Source organism: Blastococcus sp. HT6-4, from assembly GCF_039679125.1.
GTDB classification, from domain to species: domain Bacteria; phylum Actinomycetota; class Actinomycetes; order Mycobacteriales; family Geodermatophilaceae; genus Blastococcus; species Blastococcus montanus.
Map to the genome: position 1 here is coordinate 1,809,368 of NZ_CP155551.1, position 24,181 is coordinate 1,833,548.

At 73.7% G+C, this 24,181-nt stretch carries 21 protein-coding genes; 10 read left to right on the top strand and 11 right to left on the bottom strand.

Annotated features, from left to right (window positions below):
• Window positions 1-75: 75 nt before the first annotated feature.
• Together malQ and hrpB are read right to left on the bottom strand one after the other, a co-directional pair.
• Window positions 76-1,908, bottom strand: a complete 1,833-nt coding sequence (malQ, locus tag ABDB74_RS08800) for a 4-alpha-glucanotransferase (protein ID WP_346623361.1) — start codon at window positions 1,906-1,908, stop codon at window positions 76-78.
• Window positions 1,909-1,945: 37 nt separating this feature from the next.
• Complete coding sequence (gene hrpB / locus ABDB74_RS08805) at window positions 1,946-4,432, bottom strand: ATP-dependent helicase HrpB (protein WP_346623362.1); 2,487 nt, start codon at window positions 4,430-4,432, stop codon at window positions 1,946-1,948.
• Between the two features lie 79 nt (window positions 4,433-4,511).
• On the opposite strand from hrpB, the gene ABDB74_RS08810 reads away from it, so the two are divergent.
• A complete protein-coding gene (locus tag ABDB74_RS08810) occupies window positions 4,512-4,919 on the top strand; it encodes a tautomerase family protein (RefSeq protein WP_346623364.1) in 408 nt (135 codons plus the stop codon).
• 75 nt (window positions 4,920-4,994) lie between these two features.
• On the opposite strand, the gene ABDB74_RS08815 is transcribed toward ABDB74_RS08810, so the two are convergent.
• Window positions 4,995-6,170: a mandelate racemase/muconate lactonizing enzyme family protein gene (locus tag ABDB74_RS08815; protein ID WP_346623365.1), complete on the bottom strand. Its 1,176-nt coding sequence runs from the start codon at window positions 6,168-6,170 to the stop codon at window positions 4,995-4,997.
• A 199-nt stretch (window positions 6,171-6,369) separates the two neighbouring features.
• On the opposite strand from ABDB74_RS08815, the gene ABDB74_RS08820 reads away from it, so the two are divergent.
• Window positions 6,370-8,004 carry a sensor histidine kinase gene (locus tag ABDB74_RS08820; RefSeq protein WP_346623367.1) on the top strand — a complete coding sequence of 545 codons (1,635 nt, stop codon included), beginning with the start codon at window positions 6,370-6,372 and terminating at the stop codon, window positions 8,002-8,004.
• On the top strand, window positions 8,001-8,669 hold the full coding sequence (locus ABDB74_RS08825; RefSeq protein ID WP_346623369.1) for a response regulator: 669 nt from the start codon (window positions 8,001-8,003) through the stop codon (window positions 8,667-8,669). Before ABDB74_RS08820 ends, ABDB74_RS08825 begins: the two co-directional genes overlap by 4 nt.
• Window positions 8,670-8,691: 22 nt before the next feature.
• Here the strand turns inward: ABDB74_RS08825 and ABDB74_RS08830 are convergent, their stop codons facing one another.
• Complete coding sequence (locus tag ABDB74_RS08830) at window positions 8,692-9,918, bottom strand: MFS transporter (protein WP_346623370.1); 1,227 nt, start codon at window positions 9,916-9,918, stop codon at window positions 8,692-8,694.
• Window positions 9,919-10,108: 190 nt separating this feature from the next.
• On the opposite strand from ABDB74_RS08830, the gene ABDB74_RS08835 reads away from it, so the two are divergent.
• From ABDB74_RS08835 to ABDB74_RS08845, 3 genes are all read left to right on the top strand, one after another.
• Window positions 10,109-11,182: a tripartite tricarboxylate transporter substrate-binding protein gene (locus ABDB74_RS08835; RefSeq protein ID WP_346623372.1), complete on the top strand. Its 1,074-nt coding sequence runs from the start codon at window positions 10,109-10,111 to the stop codon at window positions 11,180-11,182.
• A gap of 74 nt (window positions 11,183-11,256) precedes the next feature.
• Complete coding sequence (locus tag ABDB74_RS08840; RefSeq protein WP_346623864.1) at window positions 11,257-11,712, top strand: tripartite tricarboxylate transporter TctB family protein; 456 nt, start codon at window positions 11,257-11,259, stop codon at window positions 11,710-11,712.
• 7 nt (window positions 11,713-11,719) lie between these two features.
• A complete protein-coding gene (locus tag ABDB74_RS08845; RefSeq protein ID WP_346623373.1) occupies window positions 11,720-13,225 on the top strand; it encodes a tripartite tricarboxylate transporter permease in 1,506 nt (501 codons plus the stop codon).
• Window positions 13,226-13,244: 19 nt separating this feature from the next.
• Here ABDB74_RS08845 and ABDB74_RS08850 read toward each other — a convergent pair whose 3' ends face one another.
• Window positions 13,245-14,162 carry an AEC family transporter gene (locus ABDB74_RS08850; protein ID WP_346623374.1) on the bottom strand — a complete coding sequence of 306 codons (918 nt, stop codon included), beginning with the start codon at window positions 14,160-14,162 and terminating at the stop codon, window positions 13,245-13,247.
• A 65-nt stretch (window positions 14,163-14,227) separates the two neighbouring features.
• Window positions 14,228-15,004 carry a sulfite exporter TauE/SafE family protein gene (locus ABDB74_RS08855; protein ID WP_346623375.1) on the bottom strand — a complete coding sequence of 259 codons (777 nt, stop codon included), beginning with the start codon at window positions 15,002-15,004 and terminating at the stop codon, window positions 14,228-14,230.
• A 161-nt stretch (window positions 15,005-15,165) separates the two neighbouring features.
• On the opposite strand from ABDB74_RS08855, the gene ABDB74_RS08860 reads away from it, so the two are divergent.
• From ABDB74_RS08860 to ABDB74_RS08870, 3 genes are all read left to right on the top strand, one after another.
• Window positions 15,166-16,209: a TIGR03885 family FMN-dependent LLM class oxidoreductase gene (locus tag ABDB74_RS08860; RefSeq protein WP_346623376.1), complete on the top strand. Its 1,044-nt coding sequence runs from the start codon at window positions 15,166-15,168 to the stop codon at window positions 16,207-16,209.
• On the top strand, window positions 16,206-17,873 hold the full coding sequence (locus ABDB74_RS08865) for an alpha-amylase family protein (protein WP_346623378.1): 1,668 nt from the start codon (window positions 16,206-16,208) through the stop codon (window positions 17,871-17,873). Before ABDB74_RS08860 ends, ABDB74_RS08865 begins: the two co-directional genes overlap by 4 nt.
• 178 nt (window positions 17,874-18,051) lie before the next feature.
• Window positions 18,052-18,639 carry a hypothetical protein gene (locus ABDB74_RS08870; protein WP_346623379.1) on the top strand — a complete coding sequence of 196 codons (588 nt, stop codon included), beginning with the start codon at window positions 18,052-18,054 and terminating at the stop codon, window positions 18,637-18,639.
• Window positions 18,640-18,678: 39 nt separating this feature from the next.
• On the opposite strand, the gene ABDB74_RS08875 is transcribed toward ABDB74_RS08870, so the two are convergent.
• The 5 genes from ABDB74_RS08875 to ABDB74_RS08895 form a co-directional block, all read right to left on the bottom strand.
• Window positions 18,679-19,452 carry a sulfite exporter TauE/SafE family protein gene (locus ABDB74_RS08875; protein ID WP_346623380.1) on the bottom strand — a complete coding sequence of 258 codons (774 nt, stop codon included), beginning with the start codon at window positions 19,450-19,452 and terminating at the stop codon, window positions 18,679-18,681.
• 176 nt (window positions 19,453-19,628) lie between these two features.
• Window positions 19,629-20,018 carry a universal stress protein gene (locus ABDB74_RS08880; RefSeq protein ID WP_346623382.1) on the bottom strand — a complete coding sequence of 130 codons (390 nt, stop codon included), beginning with the start codon at window positions 20,016-20,018 and terminating at the stop codon, window positions 19,629-19,631.
• On the bottom strand, window positions 20,015-21,532 hold the full coding sequence (locus tag ABDB74_RS08885; RefSeq protein ID WP_346623384.1) for a tripartite tricarboxylate transporter permease: 1,518 nt from the start codon (window positions 21,530-21,532) through the stop codon (window positions 20,015-20,017). Before ABDB74_RS08885 ends, ABDB74_RS08880 begins: the two co-directional genes overlap by 4 nt.
• 10 nt (window positions 21,533-21,542) lie before the next feature.
• Window positions 21,543-22,142, bottom strand: a complete 600-nt coding sequence (locus tag ABDB74_RS08890) for a tripartite tricarboxylate transporter TctB family protein (RefSeq protein ID WP_346623386.1) — start codon at window positions 22,140-22,142, stop codon at window positions 21,543-21,545.
• Entirely contained in the window at window positions 22,139-23,149 is a 1,011-nt protein-coding gene (locus tag ABDB74_RS08895; protein WP_346623387.1) for a tripartite tricarboxylate transporter substrate binding protein, read from the bottom strand. The genes ABDB74_RS08890 and ABDB74_RS08895 overlap by 4 nt, the downstream gene beginning before the upstream one ends.
• Window positions 23,150-23,281: 132 nt before the next feature.
• Between ABDB74_RS08895 and ABDB74_RS08900 the strand changes: the two genes are divergently transcribed.
• Window positions 23,282-24,175, top strand: coding sequence for a LysR substrate-binding domain-containing protein (locus tag ABDB74_RS08900; protein ID WP_346623388.1), 894 nt, complete (start codon window positions 23,282-23,284; stop codon window positions 24,173-24,175).
• The last annotated feature ends 6 nt before the right edge of the window (window positions 24,176-24,181 follow it).

Sequence of the window (24,181 nt, forward strand, 5' to 3'; positions counted from 1 at the left end):
CCCCGACACACGGCCGGAGGCCGGTCCCCACGTCGTGGGGGCCGGCCTCCGGTCCGTGCGGGGGTCGCCTGCCGGTCAGCGGTCGGTGCCGACGCCCTCGGCGAGCGTGTGCGCCACCGTCTGCAGCAGCGGGTGCGCGGGCAGGTCCTCGACCAGGACCGGCAGCGGCAGCGACCAGTTGGGGCGCTCGCCGGCCCCGGGCATGTTCGGGCGCCGCTGCTCGCCGACGGCGTCGTCCAGCGTGGCCGACAGCAGCAGCGACGGCGCCTGCGCCAGCAGCTCGTGCGCCCGCGCCACCGCCTGCTCGACGGTCGCGTCGTCGGACAGCCCGGGCAGGTGCGCCAGCAGCGAGTTCCGCCCGCGCTCCAGCTCCTCGTCGGTGCCGGTCCCGTGCTCCCGCTGCTCGTCGGCGTCGGCCTCGGTCCACAGCCCCGCGACCGTGGGCAGGTCGTGGGTGGTGATCGCGGCCATGGCCTCGGCCGGCCACTCCGCGGGGGCGTCCTCCTCGAACCAGAGCAGCCGGTAGGAGAGCACGCCGTGCTCGGCCATGGCCTCCCGCACGCCCTCCTCGACGGTGCCGAGGTCCTCACCCACCACGAGCGCCTGCGCGCGGTGGCTCTCCAGCGCGACGATGTCCAGCAGGTCCTCGGCCGGATAGCGGACGTAGGCGCCGTCGGCGGCGCTGCTGTCCGCCGGCACCCACCACAGCCGGAACAGGCCCATGACGTGGTCGATCCGCAGGCCGCCGGCGCCGGCCATCGTGGCGCGGATCGACTGGACGAACGGCTCGTAGTCGGCGTCGCGCAGCCGCCAGGGGATCAGCGGCGGGGCCCCCCAGTCCTGGCCGGCGGAGTTGAAGGCGTCCGGTGGCGCGCCGACGCTCACGCCGTCGGCCAGCACCTCCTGCCAGGCCCAGGCGTCGGCCCCGCCGCCGGCGAAACCGATCGGCAGGTCCTGGATGACGGTCATCCCCTCGGCGGCCGCCGTGAGCTGCAGGTCCAGCGCCCACTGCAGCCACGCGTGGAAGGCGACGACGGCACCGTGCTGCTCGGCGTAGGCGGCGACGGCGGGCGCGTCGGAGCGGCGCAGCTCCTCCGGCCAGGTGTGCCAGTCCGCGCCGTGCTCCTCGGTGATCGCCGCCCAGGTGGCCCAGGTCTGCAGCGTCGTGCCCTGCGCCTCGCGCCAGCGCACGAAGGCCTCGCCGCCGCCGTGGGCGAAGAAGATCCGCATGAGGACCTCCCGCTTGCGGGCCCACACGGCGTCCCGGTCGATCAACGGCCCCTCCGACAGCGCCCGCCCGGCGTCGGCCTCGAGGTCGACGGCGTCGGCGCCGGGCACCTCGTCGACCCGCAGGTACAGGGGGTTGCGGAACCGGCGGGTGGCCGGCAGGTACGGGCTGGCCTCCTGATCGGCGATGGGGGCGACGGCGTGCAGCGGGTTGACCAGCACGAAGCCGGCGCCCTGGTCGGCGGCCATGCGGCGGATGCTGCGCAGGTCGCCCAGGTCGCCGATGCCCCAGCTGTCGCGGCTGCGGGCCGCGTAGAGCTGCACCGCCCAGCCCCAGGCCCGGTCCTCGGGCAGCCAGCAGCGGCCGGGGGAGACGATCAGCCGGCGGCGCCGTCCCGCCGGCGACTGCAGCCAGTGGTAGCCCAGCGGGAAGTCGGCGGGCAGCTCGCCGTCGATGTGCCGGACCTCGCCGTCCTCGCAGACGACGTCGGCCTCGTCGACCTCCAGGGCGTCACCGGGACGGGCCACGATGGGCGCCCGCTCCTCGAGGTCGGCCGGTGGCTCACCGATCACCCCCCGCAGCTTCTCGATCGTCTCCCGGGCCACCTGGTGCTCCTCGTCGAGCGCGTCGAGCCAGCTCGCATCGATGCCCCACTCGTCGGTCGTCGGCTTCGTCGTCACCCCGCGATCCTCGCCGGGGCGGCGGCAGCCCGCAGTCTCAGTCCCGTGGTCGGGCCCGTGACGTCGCTCGCCTCGTGGCCGGTGCGGCCGCCGGGTCCTCCGGCCAGGGGTGCCGGGGATAGCGGCCGCGCAGCTCGCTGCGGACGGCGGGATAGCCGGTCACCCAGAAGCCGGCCAGGTCGGCCGTGGTCGCGACGACCCGCTGCGCGGGGGAGAGCAGCTGGAGCCGCAGCGGGCGGCCGGCGACCCGGGGTGCTTGTGCCCAGCCGAACACCTCCTGCACGCGGACGGAGAGGGTGGGGACGGCCGGATCGGTGTAGTCGACCCGGATGCGCGAGCCGGTGGGCACGGACACCTGGTCGGGCACGAGGGCGTCCAGGCTCCCCGCCACCTGCCAGGGCACCAGCCCCCGGAGCGCCGCCACGACGTCGAGACGGGTGAGGTCGGCGCGGCTGCGGGCACCCGAGACGTCGATCGCGGCGAGGAGGGCGTCGTCGTCGACGGCCGGCCACGGCTCGCCGAGCCCGGCGTGCGCGGCCGCCAGGCGGGCCCTGAGGCGGCGGGCCGCCGGTGTCCAGGCCAGCAGCCCGAGCCCCTCCAGCCGGAGCCCCTCGGCGACGGCGGCGCCCACCTCGGCCGGGTCCGGGTCGGGGAGCGGGCGCTCGGCCAGCACGATCGCGCCCAGCCGTTCCACCCGCGCGCCGCGGACGTCGCCGTCGCGCCAGGCCACCTCGTCGCCCTCGGCGTGCAGCGGCCCGCCGGCCTCCACGGCGGTGGCCTCGTCGATCGCGACCGCCGATCGCACGCGGGCGTCCCGACGTCCGGGCGAACGGTCGGCGACGGCGACCGCCAGCCACGGGGCACCGGTGAGGGCCGAGCCGGGCGCCAGCTCGGCGCCGGTGCCGGCGGCCATGAGGAAGGTGCCGGTGCTGCCCGGCCGGCGACGGGCGAGCCGCTCGGGATGGGCGAGGCCGACCACCAGCCCGGCCGCGGTGTCGTCGGGCAGCCGCGGTGCCCGGACGTCCTCGACCGCCCGCTCGAGGCGGGTGACCTCCTCCCGCCAGCGGCCGGCGGCGCCGCGGTCCGCCCCGGAGCGCAGGTCGCGCCAGGCCGCCGCCAGGTCGTCGCTGCGGAAGGAGAGGTCCGCCGACAGCAGGGCGACCACCTCGGCCGCCCGGCGACGGCCCACCAGCGGGGCGCCGTCCAGCAGCGCACGGGCCAGCCGCGGATGCACCCCGATCGCGCTCAGCGCTCGCCCCCGCGGGGTCACCCGGCCGTCGTCGTCCACCGCGCCGAGGGTGCGCAGCGTCTGCCCGGCGACGAGCAGGGCGGCCGGCGGGGGAGCGTCGAGCAGGCCGAGGCCCTGGCCGCCCGGCGCCCCCCAGCACGCCAGCTCCAGCGCGAAGGCGGTGAGGTCGGCGGTGACCACTTCCGGCTCCTCGTGCGCCGGGAGCCGGTCGTGCTCGGCGGCGGTCCAGCAGCGGTAGACCGCACCCGGCGCCTCGCGGCCGGCCCGGCCGGCGCGCTGGGTGACCGATGCCCGGGACGCCCGCACCGTGGCCAGCGAGCCCAGGCCGCGGGACAGGTCGGCCCGCGGCACGCGCGCGAGCCCGGCGTCGACGACGACGCGGACGCCGGGCACGGTCAGGCTGCTCTCCGCGAGCGCGGTGGCGAGGACGACCCGGCGGCGGGGCCCCTGCCGCAGCGCGGCGTCCTGCGCCGTGGCCGGCAGCCGGCCGTGCAGCGGCAGCACGTCGGCGTCCAGGCCGTGCAGCCGACCGGTCACCGCGCCGATCTCGGCGGCGCCGGGCAGGAAGACCAGGACGTCGCCGCTCCGCTCGGCGAGCGCCCGGCGGACGGTCGCGGCGACGTGGGCGAGCAGCCGCGGATCGACCCGCGGACCGTGCGGCGGCTCGACCGGGCCGGGCGGGGCCCAGACCACGTCGACGTCGTGCAGGGCCCCGCGCGCCTCGACGACCGGAGCCGGGCCGGCCTCCCCGCCCATGAGGGCGGCGAGCCGGTCGGCCTGGGCCGTCGCCGACATGGCGAGCAGGTGCAGGTCCGGGCGCAGCGCACCACGGACGTCGAGGCCGAAGGCGAGCGCCAGGTCGGTGTCCAGGTGCCGCTCGTGGCACTCGTCCAGGACCACCGCGTCCACGCCCGGCAGTTCCGGATCGGCCTGCAGGCGGCGGACGAGCAGGCCGGTGGTGACCACCTCGACCCGGGTGGCGGCGCTGCGCCGGCTGTCCCCGCGGACGCTGTAGCCCACCCGCCCGCCGACGGGCTCGCCCAGCAGCGCGGCCATCCGGCGGGCGGCGGCCCGGGCGGCCACGCGGCGCGGCTCGGCCACGACGACGCGCCCCGGGAGGGAACCGGCCAGTGCCAGCGGGACGAGCGTGGTCTTCCCGGTTCCGGGCGGGGCCACCAGCACGGCGCCCCCCCGGGCCGACAGCGCGTCGGCCACCGCGGGCAGCACGGAGCGGACCGGCAGATCGGTCCCGGGCGTCCCGGGCGGTGGCAGCACGGAACCCAGTCTGGCGGGCAGGGTGCGGCGCTCCGCCACCACTGTGCGGGCGTGCGTCGGCCCCCGGCAGGGAAAGGGGATGGGCGTGCCGTCGCTGCAGCTGGACCTCCCGCTCCGCATGGACCTCGACGCCAAGCGGTCTCTCGCCAGGGAGATCGGATCGGTCTACGCCGAGGTGATGGGGGTGTCGCTCGAGTTCATCACCGTCGCGATCCACGATCTGGGCCCCGGCGGGGTGTGGCGGTGTGGCGGGGACGGTCCCGAACCCGCGGGACTGGTGATGTGCGACGTCCGCGCCGGCCGGCCCGCCGCGACGCGAGAACTCCTCGCCCGCCGGATCGTCGACGTGTGCGTCCGGGTCTGCGGACTGGAGGAGCGCCGGCTGAAGGTGGAGTTCACGCAGCACTCCGGTGACGAGATGTACCACCCGCACCTGGGCGGCTTCGCCCCGGACTGGGCGCCCGACACGGGGGAGGGGACCGGCTGAGCCGACCGCGACGCCGGACGTGCCGGGCCGGGGACGACGGCCGCCCCGGACGGGCCAGGCACCGGGAACCGCCGGTCAGGCGAGGACGTCCCGGAGCACCGGGGCGAGCGACGCCTTCTGCTCGAGGCCGATGCCGGGTGCGTCCGGGAGCCGCACGTGGCCGTCCTCGATCGGGTACCCGTCGGCGAAACCACCGAAGGGCTCGAAGATGCCGGGGTAGGACTCGCAGCCGTGCAGGTGGAACGCCGAGGCGATGGACAAGTTGAACTGGTGGCCACCGTGCGGCACGCAGCGGTCGGGGCTCCAGCCGGAGTCGTACAGCATGGTCACGATCCGGCGGAACTCGGTCAGGCCGTAGCTGAGCGCCGGGTCCATCTGGAGGATGTCGCGGTCGGGTCGCAGCCCGCCGTAGCGGATGAGGTTGCGCGCCTCCTGGAACGACATCAGGTTCTCTCCCGTCGCCAGCGGCCCCGGGTAGCGCTCGGCCAGCGCACGCAGGTCCTCGAAGTCCAACGGGTCCCCGGCCTCCTCGTACCAGCGCAGCGGATGGGCGCTGAGCGCGTCGGCGTAGGCCAGCGCCCGCGCGAGGTCGAAGCGTCCGTTGGCGTCCACCGCGAGGTCGCAGCCGTCGGGCAGCACGTCCAGGACGGCCTCGATACGCCGCAGGTCCTCGGCCAGCGGGGCGCCGCCGATCTTCATCTTGACCGTGCGGTAACCCAGGTCCACGTAGGAGAGCATCTCGGCCTGCAGGGCCTCGATCCCGCGCCCCGGGTAGTAGTAGCCACCGGCGGCGTAGACCCAGACCTTCTCGGCAGGGGCCGCCGGCGTCCGCGGGTCACGGGCGCGCTCGCTGAGCAGCCGGTTCAGCGGAACGCCGGCCAGCTTGGCGGCGAGGTCCCAGGACGCCATGTCCAGCACGCCCATCGCGACCCCCCGGTCGCCGTGGCCGCCGGGCTTCTCGTCGCGCATCGCCGCGCGCCAGACGAGCTCCGGATCGATGTCCCCGTGCTCGCCGATCAGGCTCTCCGGCGCAGCCTCGAGCACCCGCGGGATGATCCGGTCGCGCAGCAGGCCGCCCTGCGCGTACCGCCCGTTGGAGTTGAAGCCGTAGCCGATCACCGGCTCCCCGTCGCGGGTCTCGTCGGTAACCAGCGCCAGGACGCTGACGGTCATCTTCGAGAAGTTGATGAACGCGTTGGACATGTCCGCCTCGATGGGGACGGTCGTCTCGCGGATGTCGACGATGCGCATGGACTCCGACCTCTCTGCCGCCATCGGTCGTCCGTGACGGGCCGGGCCGCGGTGCTCCGGCCCCCGCGGCCCGTGGCCGGGACGACGATGCCCACGATGCGCGCCGTCGTGCCGCCGAGGCAGGATTCGTTCATTTCGTAATCGGGGGGCTCCATGGCCTGCCGGCCCTCGCCGGTGTGATGCGGGGCACACTGACCGCGTGCGCAGCCCCGACCTCCCGCTGCGACGGCGTCCCAGGCCGACCAGCCTGGCGCGACAGCTGCTGCTGCTGCAGGGCCTGGTCGTCGCCGTCATCGTGCTCACGGCGACGGCCGCCGCATATGTGAACGCGCAACGGACGGCGCAGCACGACGCCGAGGTGCAGGCGACGGCGATCGTGGCCGCACTCGCCCACTCACCCCTGGTGGTCGACGAGGTGAGCGGCCCCCGGCCGACCGACGTGCTGCAGCCGTACGTGGAGGCCGTCCGCAGGGACACCGGCATGTCCTTCATCACCGTGTTCGCGCCGGACCGGACCCGCTACACCCATCCCGACCCGTCGGAGATCGGCCGCTCGTTCATCGGCACGATCGAGCCGGCGCTGGCGGGCCGGACCTTCACCGAGACGTACACGGGGACCCTGGGGCCGTCGGTGCGGGCGACCGGCCCCATCCTCGACCAGGACGGCGACGTCGTCGCGCTCGTCTCGGCGGGGATCACGCTCGATGCGATCGGGGCGGACCTCGCCCGGTCGCTGCCCGGCATCCTCGTGGCCGGGCTGGTCACCCTCGCCGTGGGGAGCGCGGGCAGCTGGCTGATCAGCCGGCGGCTGCGGCGGCAGACGCGCGGTCTGGGCGCGCCCGTTCTCGCCCGGATGCTCGACTACTACCAGGCCGTGCTGCACGCCGTGCGCGAAGGGCTGCTGGTCGTGGACGGGAATCGGCGGGTGCAGCTGGTCAACGACGAGGCGCGCCGCCTGCTGTCCCTCGACGCCGACCCGAACGGACGCCACGTCAGCGAGCTGCGCCTGTCCGAGGACCTCACGGAGATGCTGTGCGGGCAGCAGCAGACGGTCGACGAGGTGCACGTCAGCGGGGGGCGGGTGCTGGTGGTGAACCAGGTGCCGGCCCGCGCCTCGGGCAGCTCGGCCGGTGTCGTGGTGACGCTGCGCGACCACACCGAGCTGCAGGCGCTGACCGGTGAGCTGGACAGCGTGCGCGCGTTCGCCGAGTCCCTGCGGGCGCAGGCCCACGAGGCGGGCAACCGGCTGCACACCACGGTGTCCCTGATCGAACTGGGCCGGGAGCAGGATGCCGTGGAGTTCGCCACGGCCGAGCTGGCGTCGGCCCAGCGGCTGACCGACCGCGTGGTCGACGCCGTCGAGGAGCCGGTGCTCGCGGCGCTGCTGCTGGGCAAGTCGGCGACCGCGCACGAACGGGGGGTGCGGCTCGAGATCGACCCCGGCACCGCCGTCGCGGCGACGGGCATCCCCAGCGGCGAGCTGGTGACCATCGTCGGCAACCTGCTCGACAACGCCATCGACGCCGCGCTCGCCGGTGCCCCTCCGCGTGAGGTGCAGTTCGCCGCCTGGGTCGACCGCGATCGCCTCGAGATCCGCGTGGAGGACAGCGGGCCGGGGCTCACCGAGCAGCAGGTGCCCCGGGTGTTCGAGCGGGGCTGGACCACCAAGGACGCCGACGACCAGCCCTCGGCGGGCTCCGGACGGGGTCTCGGCCTGGCGCTCGTCGCCCAGGCGGTCCGCCGCAACGGCGGTTCGGTCACCGTGCGCCCGGGTCCCGGTGCGCAGTTCGCCGTGTCGTTGCCCGTCCGTACCGCCGTGGAGAGTGCACCGTGATCCGGGTCCTGGTGGTCGAGGACGAGCCGGTCGCCGCCGAGGCCCACCGCACCTACGTCGACCGCACGGCGGGTTTCGGCACTGCCGCGGTCGCCGGCACCGGGGCGCTCGCGTTGGACGCGCTGGCGCGCGTGCCGGTGGACCTGGTGCTGCTCGACATGAACCTCCCCGACACGCACGGCGTGGAGTTGTGCCGCCGGATCCGCGCCGCCCGCCTCGACGTGGACGTCCTCGCCGTGACCTCGGCCCGGGAGCTCACCACCGTGCGCGCCGCCGCGGCGCACGGCGTCGTCGGCTACCTGCTCAAGCCCTTCACCTATGCGGCCCTGCGGGACCGGCTGCTGGCCTACGCCGACTACCGGGACCGGCTGCCCGCGGACGGCGACGCCGCTGGCCAGGAGGACGTCGACCGGGCATTGGAGGGCCCACGGCCGCAGCGGCAGGCGTCCTTGCCGAAGGGCATGCACCCCCAGACCCTCGACGCGGTGGTGGCGGTGCTCCGCGCCGCCGACGGGCTGTCCGCCGCCGAGACCGCCGGCCGGACGGGTACGTCCCGGATCACGGCCCGCCGGTACCTGGAGTACCTGGCGGAGGCAGGGCTGGCCACCCGCACACCCCGCTACGGCGGCGCGGGCCGACCGGAGACGGAGTACCGCTGGCGGTGAGACGCGGCAGGCCCCGGCCGGATCAGCCGACCGGAGGGGGTGCGACCGGGAGGGGCGGTGTCCGCCGCAGCAGCAGCGCCAGGCCGATCGCGACGAGCAGAAGGCTGGCGACGTAGCCCACCACGGCCGGCCACTGCCCGCGTTCGTAGGCGAAGCCGCCGAGCCATCCGCCCACGCTGCTGCCGGCGTAGTAGGCCAGCAGGTAGAGCGCCGAGGCGTGCGCGCGTCCGACCCGGGCCCTGTTGCCGACCATGCCGCTGGCCGAGGTGTGGGCGGCGAAGAACCCGATCGTGAACAGGACGAGGCCGACCAGCACCGCGAGGAGTAGCGCGCTCAGCGTGAGCAGCGCCGCTGCCAGGGTCAGCAGCACGCCGGCGAGCAGGACGGCCCGCCGGCCGAACCGGTCGCCGAGCCGGCCGGCCGCCGGCGAACTGGTCGTGCCGGCGAGGTAGGTGAGGAAGACGAGCCCGACGAGGGTCGGTGACAGTCCGAAGGGGTCGTCGAGCAGGCGGAACCCGAGGAAGTTGTACACGGTGACGAACGCCGCCATCAGCACGAACCCGGTGAGGCACAGCAGCCGGATGCCGGGATCGCGCAGGTGCCGGCCCAGGTGCCCGCGGGGGGCCGCGGGGAGCGGAGCAGCGGGCCGGGCGACCGGCGGGGGCAGCAGCAGGTGGAACGCGACGGCGCAGACCAGGGCGAGCGCCCCGGTGGCGGCCAGGCCGGCCCGCCAGCCGCCGATGTCGGCGACCACGCTGCTCAGCACCCGCCCGGACAGTCCACCGACGGTGTTGCCGGCGATGTAGAGCCCCATCGCGACGCCGACGCCCGACGGCCGCACCTCCTCCGTCAGGTGCGCCATCGCGAGAGCGGGGAGCCCGGCGATCGCGACGCCCTGCGCCGCCCGCACCAGGAGCAGCACCTCGATCGACGGCGCGAGGGGGGCCGCGATCCCGAGCACCGCGGCGGTCACCAGCGCGACCGTCATCAGCCGGGTCCGGCCGACCCGGTCGGCGAGATAGCTCATCGGGAGGAGGGCCAGCGCGAGCGTGCCCGTGGCGACGGAGACGACCAGCGCCGCGCTCGACGGCGGGACGTGGAGGTCACCGGAGATGAGGGGCAGGAGAGCCTGCGGGGCGTACAGCAGGGCGAAGCAGCCCACCCCGGCGGCCCAGACGGCGGCGACGAGACGGCGATAACCGGAGGTTCCCCGCCCGTGCCCGACGGAGGGGGTGGCGGCCGCGGTCACCCCGACATGCTCTGCCGGGTGCGTCAGCCGGTCCACCGCAGCGGCCCGTCGGGGCGCCGCGCAGGGGTGCGTACCGGGGCCCTTCCGGCCTCCCGCGTGTACAGAATGGCCGAAATGTCGCCTACGTCACACCGGGGGTGCATGGTGTGCGCGACCGGAGCCGGTCCGCGACACCTGGAGGGGTTCACCCATGTCCCTGCATCACCTCAACGATGGCCTCACGCGCCCGCGCACGGCTCGACCCGGCGTCGGCCGGTTCTCGCGCCTGGCCGGCCTGGCCGCCGCCTCCCTGCTGCTGGCCGCGTGCGGCGGCGGGGGGGGCGGAGCCGGGGGCGAGGAGGACCCGGCGGCCGCGGAGGCCTTCCCGGAGGACGACATCACCTTCGTCGTGCCGTTCTCGGCCGGTGGGCCGACGGACACGGTGACCCGCCTGGTCGCCGAGCCGATCGCCGAGGAGCTGGGCGCGAACATCATCGTGCAGAACGTCGAGGGCGCCGGCGGCACCATCGCGGCCGGCCAGGTGGCCGCGGCCAACCCGGACGGCTACACGGTGCTGATGCACCACATCGGCATGTCCACCGCGCCGTCGCTCTACGCCGACCTGCCGTTCGACCCGCTCGAGGACTTCGAGCCGCTGGGCCTGGTCACGCAGGTCCCGATGACGATCGTGGCGCGCAGCGACTTCGAGCCCGAGACGATGGAGGAGCTGGTCGAGTACGTCCAGGCGAACGCCGGGGACATCACGCTGGCCAACGCCGGTATCGGTGCCGCGTCCCACCTGTGCGGGCTGCTCCTGCAGGATGCGCTCGGCGTGGAGCTCACCGAGGTGCCCTACGAGGGGACCGGCCCGGCCCTGACCGACCTCGTCGCCGGTGAGGTCGACCTCATGTGCGACCAGACCACCAACACGACCGGGCAGATCCAGGCCGGTCAGATCAAGGCCTACGCCGTGACCACCCCCGAGCGGGTCGAGACGCTCCCCGACCTGCCCACCACGGAGGAAGCCGGGCTCGAGGAGCTCCAGGTCGGTGTCTGGCACGGGTTCTACGCCCCGGCGGGGACGCCGGAGGGCGTCCAGGAGGAGCTCTCCACGGCCATCCTGGCGGCCCTGGAGGACGAGAACGTGGTCAGCCAGCTCGGTGAGCTGGGTGCCGCCCCGTTCAGCCAGGAGGAGGCCACGCCCGAGGCCCACCGCCAGCTCCTGGAGGAGCAGATCCAGCAGTGGCAGTCGATCATCGAGGAAGCCGGCGTCGCCCCCAACTGACCCACCGACGACGGTGGGGCGGCGCGGACGCCGCCCCACCGTCCTCCTCGATACGTGAGGTCCTGTCTGTGAACATGCACGGTGCGCGCAAGGATCTCCTTGCGGGTGCGGTATTCGTCGGCTTCGGGTTGGCGTTCGCCATCACCTCCAGCACCTACGAGGTCGGCAGCGCGCTCCGCATGGGGCCGGGCTACTTCCCCCTCGTCCTGGGCAGCCTGCTGGTCGTGCTCGGCATCGCCATCGCGGTCAAGGCGTTCGTCGCCGGCGAGGGCGACGACCTCGGACCGGTGCCGTGGAAGGCGGCCGTCCTCCTCGTGGCCGCGCTGCTCTTCTTCGGCTACACCGTGCGGGGGCTGGGGCTGATCCCGTCGATGCTCGTGACGGTCTTCCTGACGGCGATGGCCGGGCGCAATGCCCGCGTGATCCCCGCCGCTCTGGTCGCGGCGTCCCTCACGGCCCTGAGCATCCTGATCTTCGTGATCGCGCTGCAGCTGCGGCTGCCGTACGTCGGCCCCTGGCTGCAGGGCTGACCGGCCGATGGACATCCTGCAGAACCTCGGCCTCGGGTTCGAGACGGCGTTCACGCCGATCAACCTGCTCTTCGCGTTCATCGGGGTGGCGCTCGGCACCGCGGTGGGAGTGCTCCCGGGCATCGGCCCGACGGCGACCATTGCCATGCTGCTGCCGATCACCTTCGGCTTCGAGCCGGTCACCTCGCTGATCATGCTCGCCGGCATCTACTACGGCGCCCAGTACGGCGGCTCGACCACCGCCATCCTGATCAACCTGCCCGGTGAGTCATCGGCGGCGGTGACCGCGCTCGACGGGCACCAGATGGCCAAGCAGGGCCGGGCCGGGCCGGCGCTGGCCACGGCCGCGCTGGGTTCCTTCTTCGCAGGAACGGTGGGCACCCTCGCCCTGGCCCTGTTCGCGGTACCGATCTCCCAGGCCGCGCTGTTGTTCGGGGCGCCGGAGTACTTCTCGCTGGTGGTCCTGGGGCTCATCGCCTCGATCGCGCTGGCGCGCGGGTCGGTGCTCAAGGCGCTCGCGATGATCGTGCTCGGGCTGCTGCTCGGCACGGTGGGCCAGGACCTCGGCTCCGGCACCCCGCGGTTCACCTTCGGCTTTCGCGAGCTGTACCAGGGTCTCGACTTCGTGGCCCTGGCCGTCGGCCTGTTCGGTGTCGCGGAGATCCTCCGCAACCTCGAGGGGGACATCACCCGCAGCGTCATGGTCCAGAAGGTCAAGAACCTCTGGCTCACCAAGGACGACTTCCGCCGGATCCGGGGCCCGGTGCTGCGCGGCACGGGGCTCGGCACCGTGCTGGGCGTGCTCCCCGGCGCCGGCCACGTGCTCGCCTCGTTCGTCTCCTACTCGGTGGAGAAGCGGGTGTCCAAGCGCCCCCAGGAGTTCGGCACGGGCGCCATCGAGGGTGTCGCCGGCCCGGAGTCGGCGAACAACGCCGCCGCGCAGACCCAGTTCGTGCCGCTGCTGACCCTGGGGCTGCCCGTCAGCCCGATCATGGCGCTGCTGCTCGGCGCCTTCATCATCCAGGGCATCGTGCCGGGACCGAACGTCATCAACGACGAGCCCGAGCTGGTCTGGGGCCTCATCGCGTCGATGTGGATCGGCAACTTCTTCCTGGTGCTGCTGAACCTGCCGCTCATCGGGCTGTGGGTGAAGATGCTGACGATCCCCTACCGGTTCCTCTTCCCGGCGATCATCGCGTTCGCCTCGATCGGGACCTTCTCCATCAACCGAAATCCCTACGACGTCTACGCGATCGCGTTCTTCGGCATCCTGGGGTACATCCTCATCAAGCTGGGGAACGAGCCGGCGCCGCTGCTGCTGGGCTTCGTGCTTGGTCCGCTGCTGGAGACGTACCTGCGCCGGGCGCTGATCATCTCCGACGGTGACCCCACCGTCTTCGTCACCCGGCCGATCTCCCTGGTGCTGCTGCTCCTCGCCGCAGGCGCGTTCGCGATCGCCGTGCTGCCGACGGTCCGCCGCAAGCGCGACGTGGTGTTCGAGGAAGAGGACTGACCTGCCGCTGCGTCGTGGGTCAGGCGGCCAGCGCCAGCCAGAGCGGCAGGGTGAGGAGCGCGGCCGTCGTCGCCGCGGACACCTGTGCGGCCACGAACCCGCCGTTGCCGTTCATGCGTGCGGCCAGCACGTACGACGCCGTGGCCGGCGGGACGGCGGCGAAGGCGAGGACGACGAAGCGCTGCTCGCCGTCCACCCCGAGGAGTGCGCACAGCCCCAGCGCCACCGCCGGGACGGCGAGGAGCTTGACCGCCCCCAGGTAGCCGGCCATGAGCCGCTGGCCGCGCGGTAGACCGCCCAGGCGCAGGGCCGCGCCGACCGCGAGCAGCCCCAGCGGTACCGCGGCGGCGGCCAGCCGGGAGAGCGTCGCGTCGACCGGCGAGGGCAGCGCCAGCCCGAGGAGGTTGCCGCTCAGCCCGGCGACCGTGGCGATGATCAGCGGGTTGCGGGCGACGGCGAGCAGGACGCCGGGACCGCGTCCGCCGGCCGCGCCACCGGGTGCGCTGCGGGCCAGCGCCGTCACCGCCAGGACGTTCACCAGCGGGACGGTGACGCCGAGCAGGACGCCCATGAGCGCCAGGGCGGCCACGCCCAGGTGGTCGACCAGCGCCAGGGCGATGAAGGTGTTGAACCGGAACGCCGTCTGCCACCCCGAGGCCGCCGTCATGCGGTCGACGCCCGGCAGCCACCGGACCCCGGCTCCGAGGAGGGCGCCGGCGACCGTGGCACCCAGGGCGGCCAGGAGGACGCCGCCGCCACCGGCGGCGGCGAGGTCCGCCGACAGCGTGGTGCGGAAGAGCAGGACCGGGAAGAGGACGAAGTAGACCAGGCGCTCGAGGTCGACCCAGAACTCCGGTGACCGCCAGGCGAACCGGCGCAGCAGCAGGCCGATGAGGAGGAGGGCGAACTCCGGCAGGACCAGCGCAGCCGCGTTCACCGCCGGAGCCTAGCCAGCCGCGGTGGGCCGCCACCCCCGCGTGGGGGTGCCCGTCACCCACCCGGTCACCCGGTCATCAGCACCGCGATCGCGACCAGCCCGAGGGCGACGATCGCCGCGCGCAGCACCGCCGCGGGCAGCCGCCGGCCGTAGCGCGAGCTGACCGCCCCGCCGATGAGCGATCCCACCGACAGCAGCGCGGCGGCCCCCCAGTCGATGCGGTCGGGCGCGACGACCACGTAGGCGAGGGCGGCGACGGCGTTGACGGCCAGCGTCAGGACGTTCTTGAGCGCGTTCAGGCGCTGCAGCGGCTCGCGGAGGAGCAGCCCGAAGATGCCGATCTGCAGAACGCCCTGGCTCGCGGCGAAGTAGCCGCCGTAGCTGCCGGTGAAGTACGCGCCGACGAAGCAGGCGGCGAGCCGGCCACCCCGGACCGGCCGCGCGGTGCCGTCGTCCGGGTGGGCCGGGAGGTTGCGCTGTACCGCCGGCTGCAGGATCACCAGCACGACGGCGAGCCCGATGAGGACCGGCACGACCGTCTCGAACGCGGCGGCGGGCAGGGTCAGCAGCAGGAAGGCCCCGGTGAGCGCGCCGAGGACGGAGGCGGGCAGCAGCCGCAGGAGCAGCCGACGCTGGCCGCGCAGCTCGCGGCGGTAGCCGATCGAACCGCTGAGGTTCCCGGCGACCAGGCCGAGGGAGTTGCTGATGGTGGCCGGCACCGGTGGCAGCCCCACGGCCAGCAGGACCGGGAAGCTGACCAGGGTGCCCGAGCCCACGACGGCGTTGATGCCTCCGGCCGCGAAGCCGGCGGCGGCCACCGCGAGCATCTCCCAGCCGGTCATGTGGACATCGCACGGAAGCGTCGCATGCCGCCGATCGCGACGGCCGCTGCCGTCGTGCCCGTCGGCTCGCACGCGGCGACGGGTCCCCCCGGTCGGGGTCGGCCGGTCCACCCGGCCCGGCTGAGGTCGCCGGGGCGCCGGAACTCCGGTAGGCATCGGGCATGCCGGTGATCGGTTTCCACAACTCGCACGAGCAGGTGCACCCCGCGGCGCTGCTGGACGCCGTCCGGCACGCCGAGGAGGTGGGCTTCACCGCCGCCATGTGCTCGGACCACCTCACGCCCTGGAACCCGCGGCAGGGGGAGTCGGGGTTCGCCTGGTCGTGGCTGGGGGCCGCGATGGCCACCACGTCCCTGCCGTTCGGCGCGGTGAACGCGCCGGGCCAGCGCTACCACCCGGTGATCGTCGCCCAGGCGATCGCGACGCTGGGCGCGATGTTCCCGGGCCGGTTCTGGGTGGCGCTCGGCAGCGGCGAGGCGATGAACGAGCACGTCACCGGCGAGGTGTGGCCGCGCAAGGAGGTGCGCGACGCCCGGCTGCGGGAGTGCGTCGACGTGATCCGCCGGCTGCTGGCCGGCGAGGAGGTCAGCCACGACGGGCTGGTCACCGTCGACCGGGCGATGATCTACACGCTGCCCGCGCAGCAGCCGGCGCTGATCGGTCCCGCGGTCAGCGTCGCCACGGCGCGCAACAACGCCGACTGGGCCGACGGGCTGGTGACCATCAACCAGCCGCACGACAAGCTCCGCGAGATGATCGCGGCCTACCGGGACGCCGGCGGCCAGGGGACGCTGGCGCTGCAGGTGCACGTGTCGTGGGATCCGGACCCCGACCGGGCACTGGCGATCGCCCACGACCAGTGGCGCAGCAACGTCTTCCCGCCCCCGCTGTGCTGGGACCTCGACAGCCCGGAGGCGTTCGAGCAGGCCAGCGCGCACGTGATGCCGGAGGACATGACCGGGCCGGTCCGCATCTCCGCCGACCTCGGGCAGCACACCGCCTGGCTGCAGGAGTACGTGGACCTGGGCTTCGACGAGATCTACCTGCACCACGTCGGGAAGGAGCAGCGGCCCTTCCTCGACGCGTTCGGCGAGCACGTCCTGCCGCAGCTGGGGGTCACCGCCCCGCCGCCGGCGGTCGCCATCGATCCGCCGGGCCCGGCCGAGAACCGCCGTCCGAACCTCGACCCGGTGCCGGCGCCGTGAGGATTACCGACACCAGCGACCTGTGGTGGAAGAACGCCGTCGTCTACTGCCTGGACGTCGAGACCTACCTGGACTGGAACGACGACGGGATCGGCGACTTCGCCGGGCTCGCCCAGCGCATCGACCACCTCGCCGACCTCGGCGTCACCTGCCTGTGGCTGATGCCCTTCTACCCGACGGCCGAGCGCGACGACGGCTACGACATCACCGACTACTACGGCGTCGACCCGCGGCTGGGCACGCTGGGCGACCTGGTGGAGGTGGTCCGGACGGCGGACGACCGCGGCATCCGGGTCATCGCCGACCTGGTGGTCAACCACACCTCCATCCACCACCCCTGGTTCCGGTCGGCCCGGTCGAGCAAGGACTCGCCGTTCCGCGACTGGTACGTGTGGCGTGCCGACGAGCCGCCGGACACCTCGGACCAGGTGGTCTTCCCCGACCAGGAGGACAGCCTCTGGACCCGGACCGAGGAGACGGGGGAGTGGTACCTGCACCGCTTCTACAAGGAGCAGCCCGACCTGAACGTGGCCAACCCGAAGGTCCGCGACGAGGTCGCCAAGATCATGGGTTACTGGCTGCAGCTCGGGCTGTCGGGCTTCCGCGTCGACGCCGTCCCCTTCTTCCTGGAGACGCAGCCGGGTGACGACGGGCACTTCCCCGAGCCGCACGAGTACCTGCGCTCGCTGCGCTCCTTCCTCGGCCGCCGGGTCGGGGACGGCGTGCTGCTCGGCGAGGTGAACCTGCCGTTCGAGCAGCAGCTGGAGTTCTTCGGCGGCTCCGACGGGGACGAGCTGACCATGCTGTTCGACTTCGTCGGCATGCAGGCGCTCTACCTGTCGCTGGCGCGCGGGGACGCCGGCCCGGTCTCCACGGCGCTGACCGGCCGCCCGGAGGTGTCCTCCGACAGCCAGTGGGCGACCTTCGTCCGCAACCACGACGAGCTCACCCTGGACAAGCTCTCCGACGACGAGCGGGCCGAGGTGTTCGCCGCGTTCGGCCCGGAGGAGCGGATGCAGCTGTTCGGCCGGGGGTTGCGCCGCCGCCTGCCACCGATGCTCGACGGCGACCCGCGGCGGATCCGGATGGTCTACAGCCTGATGTTCTCGCTGCCCGGCACGCCGGTGCTCTTCTACGGCGAGGAGATCGGGATGGGGGAGGACCTCGACGCCAAGGGGCGGCTGGCCGTCCGCACCCCGATGCAGTGGACCAGCGGGCGCAACGGCGGGTTCTCCCTCGCCGAGCCCGACCAGCTGCCCGGCCCGGTGGTCGACGGCGGGTTCTCCCCGGAGTTCGTCAACGTCGCCGACCAGCGCCGCGACCCGGACTCGCTGCTGTCGTTCATGAAGCTGCTCGTCCGGCGCTACCGGGAGTCCCCGGAGCTCGGCTGGGGCACGTTCGAGGTGCTCGAGCAGCCGCACGCCGCGGTCCTCGCCCACCGCTGCGCCTGGGGCGACGCCGCGCTCGTCGCCGTGCACAACCTCGGCGCCGAACCGCGGTCGGTGCTCCTCCGGCTGCCCGACCTCGCCGGGGCCCGGCTCACCGACCTGCTGCAGGAGGGGACCACCGCGATCGAGGAGGACGGCACGGCGGAGGTGACGCTCGACGGGTACGGCTACCGCTGGCTGCGGGTGGTCCGGGAGGACAGCCGCCGGCTGCTGTGAGCGGAGCGACCCGGAAGGTGCTGTAGGCGTGGCGGTGGCTGCGCGCGCGTGCCCGACTACCGCTTGACCAGGGCTCCGGCATGTCGGGGCGGTGAGGGATGACCCACGTGCGCCGGGCGGGGTGTCCTGCGCCCATCGTGGTGCCGCAGTGCCTAGCGTGGCCGGTGAGGTGAGTGCGATGACCGAACGGAACCAGACCATGTCCCTGCCCAAGGCCGGTGCCGACGGCGCCGGTGCCGCCGGCGCCTCTGCTGCCGGTGCCTCCGCCGCCGGAGCCGCTCCGGGAGCCGCCGCTGTACCGCCGCTGCCGGAGGCGACGCCGGTGCCGGCGGACGGCGACGGCGCCGCGGCGGGCCCGCAGCAGGTGAACCCGCACGCGACCGCGCCGGTGAGCGTGCGCCCCGCCCCCCGCGGGCCGCGCCGGGGACCGCTGACCATCATGGGGCCGTGGGCGCCGGTGGCCGGCGGGGTGCTGGGTCTCCTGGTGGGCCTGATCGCGGTGCTCCTGCTCGCGGGATCGGCGGACACCTTCGAAAGCCGGCTGGCGCTGGTCTTCGGCGTCGTCGGCCTGGGTCTGCTCGGCGCCGCCGGCGTCCTGCTCGCCGACGAGGTGCGGATCGTGCGGCAGCGCTCGCGCGAGGTCACCGTGCGCCCGCAGTGGGTGGAGGCCACCGCCGGCCTCGTCAACGGCCTGACCCCGGCCCGGCTGCTGCTGGTGGTCAGCGCCTTCGTGCTGTTCCTGTCCGCCTACGTCGCCCGGGGCTGATCACCGGGCGACGGAGCGCGGCCCGGGGGCGACCCGGGGTCAGGAGTAGGCCTGGACGGCCAGGTAGGCGGCCAGGCCCAGCCCCGCGGCCGCGATGACCCGGCGCAGCGCGACCTGCGGTGCCCGGCGCACGACGCGAGGGCCCAGGAGCGATCCGCCGAGGAGGCCGGCGGCCAGCGGCAGGGCGGCCGACCAGGCGATCGAGGCGAAGAGCACGAAGCCCAGTGCGGCGACCGTGTTCGCCACGCCCAGGACCACGTTGCGCATGGCGTTGCTCCGGGGCAGCCCCTCCCCGGTGGTGAGCAGGAAGGTGGCGAGCATCAGCACCCCGGCCGCTGCGCCGAAGTAGCCGCCGTAGACCGAGATGGCGAAGACCGCCCCGGGGAGCCACCACTGGTCGCGGTGCGGGTGGGCGGCGTGCGCCAGGACACCCCGTACGGCGAGCTCCCGCGGTGGTGGCTGCACCAGGATGGCCACCGACGCCCCGCCGATGAGCCACGGCACGATGCGCTCGAAGGCGTCCGTCGGCGTGAGCAGCAGCAGCAGTGCCCCGGCGGCTCCACCCAGCACCGCGGCGGCCGCCAGCGGGACCAGGCGTCTGCCCTGGCCGGTGAGCTCGGGCCGCGAGGCGCTCACCGAGCCGACACCGGTCAGCACCAGCGCCGCGGTGTTCGTGACGTTCGCGGTGACCGGGGACAGGCCGGTCGCCAGCAGCGCGGGGTAGCTGATCAGGGACGCCAGCCCGGCGATGCTGCCGGTGAGGCCGGCACCCACGCCGGCCAGCACCAGCAGGGCGAACTCCCAGACGCTCACCGCGACACCGGTGCCGCGATCGCCACCACGGTCCCCGCGGTCGCGACGGCGGTCGTCTCGCAACCGGTCATGCGTCCATCACGACGAAGCCTGGCACGTCGCGTCCGGTCCGCGTCCGGGAGGTGACCCGACGATCCGGTCACGCCCTCGGGGCTGTCACGCCCCGACGGCGTCTCTCAGGGCTTGACCGCGAGAACCGGGCGGTCGGCGTCGAGGAGGATCCGCTGAGCGCTGCTGCCCATCAGCAGCTTGCCGACCGGCGAGCGTCTGCGCAGACCGATCACGATCACCGAGGCGTCGGTCTCGCGAGCCACGCGCAGGACCTCGTCGGCCACCTCGCCGTCGTGTGCGCCCTGCCGAATCTCGAGCGCGACGGCGGCCTGCTCGGCCCGGGCGGTCATGTCGCGGACGGTGTTCTCGTCGGCGACGTCCACGCTGACCGGGGCCCCGCTGCGCGGTGAGTTGAGCACCAGGACCCCTTCCCCGCGGCGCGAAGCCTCGGCGAGCCCGGCGGCGAACGCCGCCCGGCCCTCCGGGGTGGGGACGAATCCGACGAGGACGGTCATACGGGCTCCTTGACGGGACGGTCGGAGGTCTCCGCCCGTCGACGGGCGAGCAACCGGGACAACAGGGGTCCGAGGGCGACGAGGACGAAGAGGACGAGCAGGGTTCCGGAGATCGGGCGGGTGAGGAACCCGGTGGGGTCGCCCTCGAAGATGAGCAGCGAGCGGCGCAGGTTGCTCTCCAGGAGCGACCCGAGCACGAAGGCCAGCACGAGCGGCCCCGGATCGAAGCCCAGCTTCTTCATCAGGTAGCCGAGCACGCCGAACACGATGACGAGGCCGATGTCGAAGACGCTGTTGCGGACGGTGTAGACCCCGACCAGCGTGATCATCACGGTGATCGGTGCCAGGACGGTGGCGCGGACCCGCAGGATGCGGACGAACAGGCCCACCAGCGGGATGCTCATGATCAGCAGCAGGATGTTGCCGATGTACATGGAGTTGATGACGCCCCAGAACAGTTCCGGGTCCTCCTCGACCAGCCGCGGTCCGGGCGTCACGCCCTGGATCAGCAGGGCGCCGAAGATCACGGCCATCGTGGCGTTCGCCGGGATGCCCAGGGTCAGCAGCGGGATGAACGACGAGGTGGCCGCGGCGTTGTTGGCCGATTCGGGGCCGGCGACCCCCTCGATCGCGCCCTTGCCGAACCGCTCGGGGGTCTTGGACCGGCGCTTCTCCATCGAGTAGGCGGCCAGGGAGGACAGCGTCGCCCCACCGCCGGGGAGGATGCCGAGGAAGAAGCCGAGCACCGAGCCCCGGCCGATCGCGCCGGAGGACTGGCGCAGGTCCTTGCGGGAGGGCCACACGTTCGCGACGGTCGACGGCGCCTGCACCGCCCGGTGGCGCTCCTCCAGGTTGTAGAGGATCTCCCCGAGACCGAACAGGCCCATGGCGATCGGGACGAAGTCCAGGCCGTCGGCGAGGTTGAGGTTGTCGAATGTGAAGCGCTCCGCGCCGGTGAAGGCGTCCCGGCCGACCGTCGCCAGCAGCAGGCCGGCGGCGGCGGCGATCAGCGCCTTGACCCGGTCGCCGCTGCTGATCGTGGAGACGAGCAGGATGCCGAGCAGCGCCAGTGCGGTGTACTCGGGCGGGCCGAAGTCCAGGGCGAAGCTCGCCACCAGTGGGGCGACGAAGGACAGCGCCACGATCGACACGGTCCCGCCGATGAACGAGCCGATGGCGGCGATACCCAGCGCGGTCCCGGCCTTCCCCTGCCTGGCCATGGCATAGCCGTCGAAGACGGTCACCACGGTCGAGGCTTCACCGGGCAGCTTGAGCAGCACCGAGGTGATCGTCCCGCCGTACTGGGCGCCGTAGAAGATGCCGGCCAGCATGATGATGGACGTCACCGGCTCGAGGCCGATGGTGAGCGGCAGCAGGATGGCGATGGTCGCCGCCGGTCCGAGGCCGGGGAGGACGCCGATCAGCATGCCGACCAGGACGCCGATCAGGCAGTAGAGCAGGTTCGTGGGCTCGAGGACGACGAAGAAGCCGTTCAGCACTGGGGCCAGGTCCACCGGGAACTCCCTAGAACAGGTGCGGGATCGGGACCGAGAGGGCCACGACGAAGACCAGGTAGAAGGCGGCCACCACGCCGAGGGTGAGCCCGGCCGACAGGCGCCAGCTCTCCCGGCCCAGGAACCGCAGCCACACGAAGACGAGCACGGCGGCGGGGATCTCGAACCCGATGACGCCGATGACGGCGACGAAGCCCACCATCGTGGCCACCCCCGCCACCACGAGCCAGCTGGCGCGGGTGAACCTCTCCGCGTCGGCGGTCCGCCGGGCCAGGGGCAGCAGCCCGAGGCCGAGGGCGATCAGCACGACGCTGATGAGGAAGGGCCAGGTGCCACCGGCCGGGGTGGATGTGCTGCCGATACCGAGGCCGATCGAGCCGGCCATCGCCGCGATGCCGAAGGCCACGACGACGAGGGCGATGACCACGTTCGCCAGGGGACCGGCCGGGGGCGGGCGATCCTCGTCGGACATCTCGGCGGCGAGGTCGTCGGCGTCGGCGACCGTCGGGTCCTCGTGCAGCCGCTCGACGAGGCCCGCCGGGCCGGTCCCGGCGGCCGTCTGGCCGCCGGGACCGGTGGGGCGGTGCGCCCCGTCGGGAGCAGAGCTCACTGCGCTCCGCCGAGGTCGATGCCGTACTCGTCGACCAGGCTGCGGTAGCTCTCCAGGTTCTCCGTCCACCGCTGCTGCAGCTCTTCGCCGTCGATCTCGTTCGGCGTCAGCAGGTTGTTCTCGTTGAACTGCTGGTACTGTTCGGTCTCGAAAACGGCCTGGGTCGCCTCCTGCAGCTGGTCGACGATCTCCTCGGGCGTGCCCTCGGGGGCCACGAGCGCCCGCGACTGCTGCACCGGCACGTCGTAGCCGGCCTCGATCGCGGTCGGCGTGTCCGGCAGGTACTCCGGCCGCTCCTCGGCGAACGTCACCAGCGGGACGAGCTCGCCGGACTCGATCTGCTCGATCGCCTCGCCGAGCTGGATGGAGCCGACGTCGACCTGCCCGCCGAGCACGGCGGTCAGGGTGGGGGATCCGCCGTCGAAGGGGACGGCGGTCGCCTCCACGTCGAGCTGGTTGAACAGCAGCTCCGAGGACAGCTGGCTGCCCGTGCCGACGCCGGCGGTCCCGTAGGTGACCGTCCGGTCGGCGTTCGCCACGTCCTCGAGGGAGGTGAAGCCGGTGCTCGGGCTGGTGACCAGGACGTAGTCGTCGAGCGAGAGGCCCGTGATGACCTCGAAGTCGTTGATGTCCACGACCTCGTCCTCGGACACCGCCATCGGGGTGATGTAGGCGAGGCTGCCGTTGATGACCATCAGGGTCTGGCCGTCGGGTTCCGCGGAGAGGAACTGCTGGGCGGCCACCGCGCCGTTGGCCCCGGGCCGGTTCTCCACGCTGACCGGGACGCCGAGCTCGTCGGACAGCCCGTCGGCGACGGCGCGGCCGATGAGGTCGGTGCTGCCGCCGGGGTCGAAGCCGACCAGGATGGTGATCGGGCCATCGGGGAAGGACTCGGCGTCGGCGGACTCGCCGCCGCCGAGGTTGCCCCCGCAGGCGGTCAGGGCGAGGGCCGTGGCCACGCCGAGACCCGCCGCGGCTCCGCGGCGCACCCGGTGCATCTGGGTCATCTGTGTCTCCTCGTCGAGAGCCCGGTCGGAGGGTTCCGACGCTGTGAGGGCGGTCACTCGGTGCGGCGACTGTATGGGCGGTCTTCCATGCCTGTCCAAAACCGATGCTGCATTGATTGATACCTTGTCGGTATGGCGTTCACGCTGGAGCAACTCCGCGGTTTCGTGGCGGTCGCCGACGAGCTGCACTTCGGTCGCGCGGCCGCCCGGCTCAAGATGACCCAGCCGCCACTGAGCCGGCAGATCCAGAAGCTGGAGCGGGCAGTGGGTGCCCAGTTGCTGGAGCGGGACAACCGCCGGGTGACGCTCACGGCCGCCGGCGAGGTGTTCCAGACCGAGGCGCGCCGGTTGCTGGCGCTGGCCGACACGGCACCCGAACTGGCCCGCCGCGTGTCGTCGGGATCGAGCGGGATCGTGCGGATCGGTTTCACCGCCGCATCGACCTACGGCGTGCTGGGCGGGTTGCTCAACGACCTGGCGCGGGAGCTGCCCGACGTCGACATCGACCTGGCCGAGATGGTGACCCGCGAGCAGGTGGCCGGCCTGCTCGACGAGGAGATCGACCTGGGGCTGGCCCGTCCACCCTTCGACGCGGAGGCCTTCGGCTCCCGGCTCCTGCACCGGGAGTCGATGCTCGTCGCCGCGCCCACCGGGCACCGGCTGCTGGAGCTGGGGCGGCCGGTCACCGGGGCCGACCTCGGCGCGGAGCCGGTGGTCATGCACTCGCCCACCCGGGCCCGGTACTTCTACGACCTCGTGGTGGGCGTCGTGCCGGTCGCCTCGGAGAACGCCGTGCACGTCGTCAGCCAGGTGCTGACGATGCTCTGGCTCGTCGCCGCCGGCCGCGGGATCGCCTTCGTCCCCGCGTCGGCGGCGCGGCTCCCGATCGAGGGCGTCGGTTTCGTGCGGCTGGAGACGCCCGTCCCCGAGCCGGTGGAGCTGCACCTCCTCTGGGCCCGGCAGTCGAAGAACCCCGCGCTGCGCCGGGTGCTCGACGTCCTGGGGCGGCGCGCCGTCGCCGGCTGACGATCC